The organism is Psychrobacillus vulpis (assembly GCF_006861825.1).
Taxonomy (GTDB): Bacteria; Bacillota; Bacilli; order Bacillales_A; family Planococcaceae; genus Psychrobacillus; species Psychrobacillus vulpis.
Genome location: NZ_VDGI01000023.1, coordinates 42,594 through 52,576, shown reverse-complemented (window position 1 = coordinate 52,576; position 9,983 = coordinate 42,594). Strand labels below are relative to the sequence as shown.

7 protein-coding genes, 20 tRNA genes and 2 rRNA genes are annotated in these 9,983 nt (G+C 39.3%); 28 read left to right on the top strand and 1 reads right to left on the bottom strand.

Annotation, left to right across the window (positions count from 1 at the left end):
• From FG384_RS17015 to FG384_RS16895, 25 genes are all read left to right on the top strand, one after another.
• Positions 1–103 (top strand): 23S ribosomal RNA (locus FG384_RS17015); the annotation flags it as partial.
• 118 nt (positions 104–221) lie between these two features.
• Positions 222–337, top strand: a 5S ribosomal RNA gene (gene rrf, locus FG384_RS17010).
• 58 nt (positions 338–395) lie between these two features.
• Positions 396–471: transfer RNA gene (locus tag FG384_RS17005), tRNA-Val, on the top strand.
• A 15-nt stretch (positions 472–486) separates the two neighbouring features.
• A tRNA-Thr gene (locus tag FG384_RS17000) sits at positions 487–562 on the top strand.
• A gap of 10 nt (positions 563–572) precedes the next feature.
• Positions 573–648 (top strand) — tRNA-Lys (locus tag FG384_RS16995).
• Positions 649–669: 21 nt separating this feature from the next.
• A tRNA-Leu gene (locus FG384_RS16990) sits at positions 670–754 on the top strand.
• A gap of 17 nt (positions 755–771) precedes the next feature.
• Positions 772–846 (top strand) — tRNA-Gly (locus FG384_RS16985).
• Positions 847–861: 15 nt separating this feature from the next.
• Positions 862–950: transfer RNA gene (locus FG384_RS16980), tRNA-Leu, on the top strand.
• Positions 951–969: 19 nt separating this feature from the next.
• A tRNA-Arg gene (locus tag FG384_RS16975) sits at positions 970–1,046 on the top strand.
• Between the two features lie 6 nt (positions 1,047–1,052).
• Positions 1,053–1,129: transfer RNA gene (locus FG384_RS16970), tRNA-Pro, on the top strand.
• A gap of 13 nt (positions 1,130–1,142) precedes the next feature.
• Positions 1,143–1,218: transfer RNA gene (locus FG384_RS16965), tRNA-Ala, on the top strand.
• A gap of 22 nt (positions 1,219–1,240) precedes the next feature.
• Positions 1,241–1,314: transfer RNA gene (locus FG384_RS16960), tRNA-Met, on the top strand.
• Between the two features lie 6 nt (positions 1,315–1,320).
• Positions 1,321–1,397, top strand: a tRNA-Ile gene (locus FG384_RS16955).
• A gap of 10 nt (positions 1,398–1,407) precedes the next feature.
• Positions 1,408–1,500 (top strand) — tRNA-Ser (locus FG384_RS16950).
• Between the two features lie 241 nt (positions 1,501–1,741).
• Positions 1,742–1,818, top strand: a tRNA-Met gene (locus FG384_RS16945).
• Positions 1,819–1,821: 3 nt separating this feature from the next.
• Positions 1,822–1,897: transfer RNA gene (locus tag FG384_RS16940), tRNA-Asp, on the top strand.
• 164 nt (positions 1,898–2,061) lie between these two features.
• Positions 2,062–2,137 (top strand) — tRNA-Phe (locus tag FG384_RS16935).
• A 6-nt stretch (positions 2,138–2,143) separates the two neighbouring features.
• Positions 2,144–2,217: transfer RNA gene (locus FG384_RS16930), tRNA-Gly, on the top strand.
• Between the two features lie 5 nt (positions 2,218–2,222).
• Positions 2,223–2,299: transfer RNA gene (locus tag FG384_RS16925), tRNA-Ile, on the top strand.
• A 4-nt stretch (positions 2,300–2,303) separates the two neighbouring features.
• Positions 2,304–2,378: transfer RNA gene (locus FG384_RS16920), tRNA-Asn, on the top strand.
• Between the two features lie 3 nt (positions 2,379–2,381).
• Positions 2,382–2,472: transfer RNA gene (locus FG384_RS16915), tRNA-Ser, on the top strand.
• Positions 2,473–2,478: 6 nt separating this feature from the next.
• Positions 2,479–2,550 (top strand) — tRNA-Glu (locus tag FG384_RS16910).
• 383 nt (positions 2,551–2,933) lie between these two features.
• Positions 2,934–3,395: a hypothetical protein gene (locus FG384_RS16905; protein ID WP_142643885.1), complete on the top strand. Its 462-nt coding sequence runs from the start codon at positions 2,934–2,936 to the stop codon at positions 3,393–3,395.
• 137 nt (positions 3,396–3,532) lie between these two features.
• A complete protein-coding gene (locus FG384_RS16900) occupies positions 3,533–4,084 on the top strand; it encodes an RNA polymerase sigma factor (RefSeq protein ID WP_142643884.1) in 552 nt (183 codons plus the stop codon).
• Positions 4,077–4,745, top strand: a complete 669-nt coding sequence (locus FG384_RS16895; protein ID WP_142643883.1) for an anti-sigma factor — start codon at positions 4,077–4,079, stop codon at positions 4,743–4,745. The genes FG384_RS16900 and FG384_RS16895 overlap by 8 nt, the downstream gene beginning before the upstream one ends.
• Positions 4,746–4,941: 196 nt before the next feature.
• Here FG384_RS16895 and FG384_RS16890 read toward each other — a convergent pair whose 3' ends face one another.
• Complete coding sequence (locus FG384_RS16890) at positions 4,942–5,850, bottom strand: 1,4-dihydroxy-2-naphthoate polyprenyltransferase (protein WP_142643882.1); 909 nt, start codon at positions 5,848–5,850, stop codon at positions 4,942–4,944.
• Between the two features lie 255 nt (positions 5,851–6,105).
• Between FG384_RS16890 and FG384_RS16885 the strand changes: the two genes are divergently transcribed.
• From FG384_RS16885 to menH, 3 genes are read left to right on the top strand one after another with little or no spacing between them, the layout of a single operon-like run.
• Positions 6,106–7,467 carry an isochorismate synthase gene (locus FG384_RS16885; protein ID WP_142643881.1) on the top strand — a complete coding sequence of 454 codons (1,362 nt, stop codon included), beginning with the start codon at positions 6,106–6,108 and terminating at the stop codon, positions 7,465–7,467.
• Positions 7,460–9,172 carry a 2-succinyl-5-enolpyruvyl-6-hydroxy-3-cyclohexene-1-carboxylic-acid synthase gene (gene menD / locus FG384_RS16880; protein WP_142643880.1) on the top strand — a complete coding sequence of 571 codons (1,713 nt, stop codon included), beginning with the start codon at positions 7,460–7,462 and terminating at the stop codon, positions 9,170–9,172. Before FG384_RS16885 ends, menD begins: the two co-directional genes overlap by 8 nt.
• Positions 9,160–9,981, top strand: a complete 822-nt coding sequence (menH, locus tag FG384_RS16875) for a 2-succinyl-6-hydroxy-2,4-cyclohexadiene-1-carboxylate synthase (protein ID WP_240793461.1) — start codon at positions 9,160–9,162, stop codon at positions 9,979–9,981. Before menD ends, menH begins: the two co-directional genes overlap by 13 nt.
• Positions 9,982–9,983 lie beyond the last annotated feature (2 nt).

Below are 9,983 nucleotides of genomic sequence, written 5' to 3'. Positions count from 1 at the left end.
AAGTAAGTAAGATCCCTCAAAGACGATGAGGTAGATAGGTTCGGGGTGGAAGCGTGGCGACACGTGCAGCTGACGAATACTAATCGATCGAGGACTTAACCAAATAGAATTTGTTTGTCAAAATGTCGTTTATCCAGTTTTGAAAGAACAAAAAAATAAAAAAAACACTTGTAATATTCTAAAAGAGTGGTTATAATAAAACTTGTCTTTCATTATTCAAGTCTAGTGATGATGGCGAAGAGGTCACACCCGTTCCCATACCGAACACGGAAGTTAAGCTCTTCAGCGCCGATGGTAGTTGGGGGTTTCCCCCTGTGAGAGTAGGACGTCGCTTGGCTTGCAATAAATACATAAAATCGGGTTTACTTTTTATCTTGTTATATTTTTATTGCCCAGGAGGATTAGCTCAGCTGGGAGAGCATCTGCCTTACAAGCAGAGGGTCGGCGGTTCGAGCCCGTCATCCTCCACCATAAATTACTACACTTGCCGGTGTAGCTCAACTGGTAGAGCAACTGACTTGTAATCAGTAGGTTGAGGGTTCAAGTCCTTTCGCCGGCACCAGTCATTTTTAGAGCCATTAGCTCAGTTGGTAGAGCATCTGACTTTTAATCAGAGGGTCGAAGGTTCGAGTCCTTCATGGCTCACCATTTTTTCAAAAAATTAATTATGCGGGTGTGGCGGAACTGGCAGACGCACTAGACTTAGGATCTAGCGCCGCAAGGCGTGGGGGTTCGACTCCCTTCACCCGCACCATTTAATTTAATAACCGAGCGGAAGTAGTTCAGTGGTAGAACACCACCTTGCCAAGGTGGGGGTCGCGAGTTCGAACCTCGTCTTCCGCTCCAAAGATTCATTTAAGTGCCGGGGTGGCGGAACTGGCAGACGCACAGGACTTAAAATCCTGCGGTAGGTGACTACCGTACCGGTTCGATTCCGGTCCTCGGCACCACTTTTATGAAAAAGTATATGCGCCCGTAGCTCAATTGGATAGAGCGTCTGACTACGGATCAGAAGGTTGTGGGTTCGACTCCTGCCGGGCGCGCCATATATACGGGAAGTAGCTCAGCTTGGTAGAGCACTTGGTTTGGGACCAAGGGGTCGCAGGTTCGAATCCTGTCTTCCCGACCAGTTAATTATAAATGGGGCCTTAGCTCAGCTGGGAGAGCGCCTGCCTTGCACGCAGGAGGTCAGCGGTTCGATCCCGCTAGGCTCCACCATGTAGAATAATTTAATATCCTTGGCGGCGTAGCTCAGCTGGCTAGAGCATTCGGTTCATACCCGAAAGGTCGTGGGTTCGACTCCCTCTGCCGCCATCTTAAGGACCTTTAGCTCAGTTGGTTAGAGCAGACGGCTCATAACCGTCCGGTCGCAGGTTCGAGTCCTGCAAGGTCCACCATCAATACCACGGAGGAATACCCAAGTCTGGCTGAAGGGATCGGTCTTGAAAACCGACAGGCGGGTCATACCGCGCGGGGGTTCGAATCCCTCTTCCTCCTCCATTTTTTAAAAACTATTAGCAAATCGCTTTACGAAGAAAGCGATTAACGTCGACGCAAGCGTAGCGTGGAAGACGTAAAACTCACTAAATGCGTAGTAGATTTAAATTGCAACTATAATATTGTCGCGGGGTGGAGCAAATCGTCAAACGAAGATGACGATTAACACCGATGCAGACGAAGTCGAAGCAGGTGTCCTACTTTCTTCGAGCGTAGTAGATTTAAATTGCAACTATAATACTGTCGCGGGGTGGAGCAGTTCGGTAGCTCGTCGGGCTCATAACCCGAAGGTCACAGGTTCAAATCCTGTCCCCGCAACCAAATGGTCCCGTGGTGTAGCGGTTAACATGCCTGCCTGTCACGCAGGAGATCGCCGGTTCGATCCCGGTCGGGACCGCCATTTAATTTTTAGAGATTTGTTGCTTAGCACAAATCGAAATAAAGTTTGGAATAAGCAAACAGGTCAAGGAAGCAATCGAGTGAAGGAAGAAACGTACCAAAGTACGTGACTGATTGAACGAGTGTAGCTGACAAAGAGATGTGCAGCTTAGTGCAAACTGAAGGGGCTCAGTAGCTCAGTCGGTAGAGCAAAGGACTGAAAATCCTTGTGTCGGCGGTTCGATTCCGTCCTGAGCCACCATTTTATGCGGGTGTAGTTTAGTGGTAAAACCTCAGCCTTCCAAGCTGATGATGAGAGTTCGATTCTCTTCACCCGCTCCACTAATGGGCCTATAGCTCAGCTGGTTAGAGCGCACGCCTGATAAGCGTGAGGTCGATGGTTCGAGTCCATTTAGGCCCACCATTATTCCGAAGTAGCTCAGTGGTAGAGCAATCGGCTGTTAACCGATTGGTCGTAGGTTCGAGTCCTACCTTCGGAGCCATATGGGGAAGTACTCAAGTGGCTGAAGAGGCGCCCCTGCTAAGGGTGTAGGTCGGGTAACCGGCGCGAGGGTTCAAATCCCTCCTTCTCCGCCATATGTTGGCCCCTTGGTCAAGCGGTTAAGACACCGCCCTTTCACGGCGGTAACACGGGTTCGAATCCCGTAGGGGTCATAGACTATAAAAAAGGTAATCATTCATTTGATTACCTTTTTTTGTTGTTTAGAAGATAATAGATTATGGATTAACTGAAAGCTTTATTTACCCCAAAGGTTTTGCATTACCCTTCAGCGCTCTTCCGTTCACTCATAGCAAATTCCTCTTAAGGTCAAAAAGCTTTCCTCATAGAAGCCAAAGAACGGTTGGTTCAAGAATGAAAACAAAAATATGCAGAACAGTGTGTTTTCATACTTGTTCTAAATTTTAAATGCGCAAAACGTCATTAGTGATCACTAATGAAATTATTTTCATTTGGTAAAAAATAATTCAAACCGTTTCACTTCTTCAATCGTTTCCTTTAATGAACATAAAAAAGATTGAATTTGGAGGAAAAAAAGATGAAAAAATGGTTGTTTGGTTTATTACTGTTGACTGTTGTTGCAATAGCAACCGGATGCGGGGCTAGTAATTCGGAGGTGAAGAAGGATGCTGATAAAGTACCAGCATCTGCTGGACCGGCTTTACAAGTCTTATCGAATGAAAAAGTGGGAGACTATTTAGCGGATGACAAAGGAATGACACTCTATTATTTTAAAAAAGATGAAGAAGGAAAGAGTAATTGTACCGATGACTGCCTTGCAAACTGGCCGATTGTTAAAGCTGGTAATTATGGTATACCCGAGGGGTATGATAAGAATGATTTCGGGGAGATCATCCGAGAAGACAATGGAGAAAAGCAACTCACTTATAAGGGCTATCCACTTTATTATTTTGTAAAGGATGCAGCAAAAGGGGATGTAAATGGAGAAGGAGTTAAAGACGTTTGGTATATCATAAATAATAGTACTGTGTTTAAATAAAAGCACTACACAGGAGAAATTCGTATGGTTTCTCCTGTTTTTTGTATGTTTATAACGTTTTCTTATGATGAAAAGGCTATCTTCTTGATACAATAGAAAAAATCAGAAAATTATTTAGCGAGAAAGGAGTGTATTAAGTGCAAGCAAAAAATGATGAGGAACTATTCCATTTAGTGCAAAAGAAAAATCGAAATGCACTTGAGGTATTGTATGATCGTTATGGAAAGCTCGTGTATAGTTATGCTTATAAATTTTCTAATAATCAAGTGGAAATGGCAAAGGAAATTACACAGCTTGTCTTCTTAAGACTATGGACGACAAAAAGTAGTTATGAAGCATCAAAAGGAAAATTTATTAATTGGCTACTTACGATAACGAGGAATATTTGTTTAGATTATGTAAAAAAAGAACAGCGTTATAAAATTCAAGAAGACGAAAAACTGATCGAGCATATGGCGGATCCAAAAAATGTATTTGAAGATCATGACAATGTACATATAATTCAACATGCGAAGACTAAATTATCAATGAAACAAAGAAGATTAATAGATTTATTATATTGGAGAGGCTGCACACTTCAAGAAATAGCAAATATTGAAAAAGAACCTTTAGGAACTATAAAAAGTCGATTACATCAGTCATTAAAACAGTTACGTCTGTACATAGGAGAGGGGGAGAGATATGAATAGTGACAAAAAAGAGAAAAGCGAACATATTTGGTTATCAGACTACTCCATCCCTAACCCAAATGACATGTCAGCAGATGAGAAGGAGGTGTGGGAGTCAATGCATTTTGACTTTGAAGTAGTTGACAATCCACCTGGTTTAAAAGAAGACGTTTTAAATTTTGTATTCTCAGAAGAGGCAGTGAATGTAACACCGTTTGAAAAGTTGAAATCAGTATTTCAAACAGTCCGGAGTCAATTCACTCCACTTACAGCAAATCTTAGTATTGCAATGTTGGTGTGTATAATTATCTTGGTTACTCAGTTAATTCCAAACGAGACAAAAGGATTTAGTGAAATTGCTGCTTCGATGACATTGAACTCTTTGGAGGGGGATCTAAGCGAAATAAATGGGCAAGCATTTATGATAAATAACAATGGTCAACAAGAACTTGTTATAAGTGTAACAGGTTTTCCACAAACGGAAGGGAAAGAAGTATACCAAGTATGGTTGATAGAAAATGATCAACGTCAAAGTGCGGGTGTCTTTAAGCCTGATCCAAAAGGAAACGGAATCCTAACGGTGAATACATCAAAATTTAGCAAATTTGACAATATAGGAATTACATTGGAGCCGGATGCAGATGGAAAGCAACCTAGAGGAAAGAAAATTGTAGGTACTTAAGACATTCTAAAAAAAGTGAATTGAATTAAATTCTTTTTCTGATGATAATCGTCTATAGATTAACTGCCTTAACCTATAGACGATTAATATGAATTTATATATTTGGGAAAACAAATTTGAATCCTTCATTTATTAGTTTTTCTTACATAAAAACAGCTAGGAAGTAATTAAACTTCCTAGCTGTTTTATGTGCCATTTAAATGTATCCAATAAGTAAGCCAATACCTAGAAGGAATACAAAAATGGTATTAGTTAAAGCAGTATCCTTCATAGCTGGTGCTACTTCTAGAGGTTTTTCTTTTTCTCTAAATAATTTGATGGCATGCATTGGTTTTTTTATGCTTAAAAGTACTAATAATGTCCAAGGAGTAATAACTTGCAAAATGACGAGTCCGATTATCCATACATACGAAATGATGAAGTATGAAGCTAAAATAGAAACAGCGTTTTTTCTTCCTACTAGAATAGCCATTGTCTTTCTACCACTTTCTTTATCTCCTACAAGGTCTCGAATATTGTTAGAAAGCATAATAGCAGCTACTAAAAAAGCACTTGGTACAGATAGTAAAATAGCAAAGTTAGGTACAGATCCGACTTGAATGAACACTGCAATTAATACAATTAGCATCCCCATAAACAATCCGCTAAACAATTCTCCAAATGGTGTATATGCAATCGGGTAAGGTCCGCCAGTGTATAAGTAACCTACTGCCATAGAAATAGCACCAACGACTAATAATAACCAAGAGCTTTCATAGCAAATATAGAGTCCTAGTAATGCAGCGATCCCGTAAAGTAACAACGCTAATTGCATAACCGTTTTCGGTTTAACTCCATTTCGAACAATTGCTCCGCCAATACCTACTGATTTCTCACTATCGAGCCCTCTTGCAAAATCGTAATATTCATTGAACATATTAGTTGCAGCTTGTATAAGAAGACAAGCAAATAACATTGCAAAAAATAAAGTCCAGTTAATATTTGTGTCATATAGAGCAATCATCGTTCCAAGAAAAACCGGAGCAAATGAAGCAGTTAATGTATGAGGTCTTGTTAATTTCCACCAAATACGCCAGCCTTTGTCGGCTTCAAGTTCATGTGACATAAATTTTCTCTCCTTTAAAAGAATCCAACCTCAATTTTAGCACATATTTGTAGCTAAATGTGTGCCGAAAACCGTAGAAAGATGTATGATTAAGGGTAGAGTATTTTAACCGTATTTAGTTGGGATGTACAAACTTCCAATTGAATAAAGTTAAGCCTCTTGCGTATGCCACAGAATTTCATCTTGGCTCAAATATACCGAGGCGCACATTTAATAGAAAATTATTCAAAAGGTATCTATACGGAGGTAATATTTATGCCGAACACCACCGGTAATAAGAAGTCAACATTGTGTTTTTATACAGAGACAATAGAGGTGTCGAGATTATCGGCCCATGCTTTTTTTGAGGCAGGTGACGAATGTTATAAAGGGAAACGCTTTTACTGGCAAAATAAAGAGAAGACCTTTACTATAGTTGGTTTAGGACATGCACATATTTTGTCAAATGATTTAGATGATACAAGGTACAGTGATATTGCATCCAAGTGGAGAGAACTGTGTCAAACCTCTTTGAAAGAGAAGGTAGATGTGTCACCAATCCTTTTTGGCGGTTTTTCATTTGATCCTTTAAATAAAATAAAATCAGAGTGGGATACGTTCCCTTCAAGCTTTTTTGCAGTTTCTTCTTTTCAATTAGTCATCAAGAATGAACAGGCATTTGTCAGTATTCATTATATTACGGATGAAAAAGATAGTTCCGGAGCATTTGAGCAATTACGGAATGAACGTGATGCATTAATTCACACTGCACAAGTAAAAGAATTAAAGGTCCACGCAAAACCGAAGCTAATTGGAAGAAAAGATCGATTAAAAGATGAATATTTGAAAGCAGTGGAAGATGTTACGAATCAAATTAGAAACAATGAAGTGAATAAAGTGGTCATTGGGCGATCACTCATGCTTACTTTCGACGAATCATTTTCTTCTTCTACAGCCATTTATAATACAGCTATGGAGCAGCCAGAAAGCTATTTATTTGGATTAGAAAAAGACGATAAAATGTTCTTTGGTGCAACACCAGAGAGATTAGTAAAAGTAGAAAATGGAAATGTTCATTCAGCAGGTTTAGCTGGTTCTGTTAGACGAGGGAAGAACTCCGTTGAAGATAAAGAACTAGGGGACAATTTACTTGCTGATCGTAAAAACTTAGGAGAGCATCAATTTGTTGTAGACATGATTCGTACAGTATTTAATCAATATTGTGAAAATGTTAAAGTTCCCTCTAGACCAAAATTAATGAAAATAAGAGATATTCAGCATTTATTTACACCAATTGAAGGGAAGTTAAAAGGAGATGCATCTTTGTTTGAATTTGTAGAAGCATTGCACCCAACCCCGGCACTTGGTGGAGAGCCACGACTAGAGGCAGTTTCTATTATTAGAGAATCGGAGCAGATGAATCGCGGGTATTACGCTGCGCCAATTGGTTGGATTAATACAGAAGGTGATGGTGAGTTTGCAGTTGGCATTCGCTCTGCCTTATTAGATAATGAACACGCTTATTTATACGCAGGCGGTGGTTTAGTTGCGGAATCTACATCATTGGATGAATTTGAAGAGACACGAGTGAAGTTTAGACCAATGCTGCGGACACTTGGAGGCAATATGAATGAATAACAGCTCTTTTTTAACATCGTATGTTAATCAGTTCGTAGAAACAGTGAAACAAGCAGGTGTAAGAGACGTAGTTATTTGTCCAGGATCTAGATCGACACCACTTGCTTATGCTTTTGTAAAAGAAGAAAGCTTTCGTTTTTATCGTCAAATTGATGAACGATCTGCGGCATACTTTGCTTTGGGGATTGCAAAAGTTAAAAAATCCCCTGTAGTTTTACTTTGTACTTCTGGGACGGCTGCTGCTAATTTCTTCCCTGCGATTGTTGAGGCATACTACGCCCGTATTCCGTTATTAGTAGTTACTGCGGATAGACCGCATGAATTACGGGAAGTAGGTGCCCCACAAGCAATTGATCAAATTCATCTTTTTGGGAAGCATGTAAAATGGACAGTCGATTTTCCAATACCAGAGGACAACGATGAAAATTTACCTTTTATAGAACGTCATATTCATCGTGCTATTAGTACTGCAAAAGCTCTCCCAATGGGACCGGTACATATTAATGTCCCTTTTCGCGAGCCTTTACTAATCGATATGGTGCCGACGGAAACTACGACGCAAGTTACATTTACTGAAATGGGACAACTTGTCCCTGGAGATGAATTTGTTACATGGTTCAAAGAAGTTCTTCAAGAAAAGGAAAAAGGGATATTTATCGTAGGCGATTCATTGCAAACAATAGAAGGTTTTTGGAACTTTGCTAAAACAGTTCAATGGCCAGTTTTAGTGGATCCGTTGTCTAATTTAAGAAGCAACATACCAGAGGATTGTATTCATTTATGTATCGATCAGTATGATGCGATATTAAAAGATAATGCATTTAAAGATTCTGTAATACCGGATGTCGTCATTCGATTTGGTGCACAACCTGTTTCAAAACCACTTACGCAATTTCTAAAAGGGTGTAAACCAAAAGTGTTTGTCGCTGTTGATGAAAGTTCACTTTTCCGAGATTCAATTCATGTAGTAACCCACCATGTTCAAGTTGCAGCAGCATCTTTGTGGATTCCAATTAAGGAGAAACAACGAACCTCGTACTTAGACAATTGGTCAAGAGCAAATGATATTGCAACAGAACATATTCATACTTACATTAAGACAGAGGAAGATGAAGGTGCACTTGCAGGGACATTATTTGAATATTTACCAAGTGGCGTAGATTTATTTGCAAGTAGTAGTATGCCAATTCGCGATGTAGATACATTTTTCAATAAAACCTCTAAGGATATACAAATATACTGTAATAGAGGAACAAATGGAATAGATGGAGTTGTTTCCACTTCAATGGGTGTACAAGCTGCAACATCTCGACCAGTGTATCTATTAATTGGGGATTTAGCTTTTTTACATGACGTAAATGGTCTTATTGTGAGTAGATTCCAGCAAACTGATATCACAATCGTTGTAATGAATAATGATGGTGGGGGTATTTTCTCTTATTTACCTCAATCTGCTGAAACCAATTATTTTGAACATTTATTTGGAACTCCAACCGGGCTAGAGTTTTCACATATTGCAGCTATGTATGATGCGCAGTATGATGCAGTTCATTCAAAAGAAGAATTCCAAAAGGTAATAAATCAACCGAAAAAGAATGATATTCGTATTATTGAAGTAGTTACGAATCGTCAAGTGAATACGGAAACACATCGTAAACTATGGACCTCTATTTCGAAGGAGCTAGACTCAATTTGGAAAGCATAAACGTAAATATTCGTTCGATTGAGATGCATATAAAAAGATACAATATTGGAGCAAAAGAAAAAGTCGTTTTGCTCCATGGTTTTACAAGTTCTAGTAGTACTTGGAAGGATGTGATCAACTTTTTACCTTCCGATGTAGAAGTGTTGACAGTTGATTTAATTGGGCATGGTCAAACATCTAAACCGAGCAAACATGAGCGGTACTATGTTGAAGAGCAAATAGAAGATCTCCATGCGCTTTTTCAACAAATTCAATGGACTCATTTTACGCTTGTAGGTTATTCTATGGGTGGTCGTCTAGCACTAGCTTATGCAGCTAAATATCCAGTGGACAAATTAATACTAGAGAGTAGTTCCCCTGGATTAGCGAATGTTAGCGAGAGGTTGCAAAGAAAACAAGCAGATTCTCTACTTGCTGAAAGAATCATAAATGAAGGTATAAAATCCTTCGTAAATTATTGGGAAAATATCCCTTTATTTCATTCCCAAAAAAGTATTCCATATGAAAAACAATTAGCTATTCGTGAGGAAAGACTTACACAGTCGGAAATAGGGCTCTCGAATAGTTTGAAAGGATTTAGTACAGGAGTACAAACGTCATATTGGGATAAGTTAGAACAAATTACTTTCCCAACACTTCTACTAACAGGGGAATTAGATCAAAAGTTTTGTGAAATTGCAAAACAGATGGCATCCTACTTGCCAAATGCAAAATGGAAAGTAGTAACGGGAGTAGGTCATGCAATACATGTGGAAAATCCTGAATTGTTTGCTACAATAGTAGAGGAGATTATTTTAAAGGAGGACTAGTA

Bases quoted from the DNA above. Each gene is read 5' to 3' on its own strand.
- FG384_RS16905 (WP_142643885.1), top strand. From the start codon at position 2,934: ATGAAAAAATGGTTGTTTGGTTTATTACTGTTGACTGTTGTTGCAATA.
- FG384_RS16895 (WP_142643883.1), top strand. From the start codon at position 4,077: ATGAATAGTGACAAAAAAGAGAAAAGCGAACATATTTGGTTATCAGAC.
- FG384_RS16890 (WP_142643882.1), bottom strand. From the start codon at position 5,850: ATGTCACATGAACTTGAAGCCGACAAAGGCTGGCGTATTTGGTGGAAA.
- FG384_RS16885 (WP_142643881.1), top strand. From the start codon at position 6,106: ATGCCGAACACCACCGGTAATAAGAAGTCAACATTGTGTTTTTATACA.
- menD (WP_142643880.1), top strand. From the start codon at position 7,460: ATGAATAACAGCTCTTTTTTAACATCGTATGTTAATCAGTTCGTAGAA.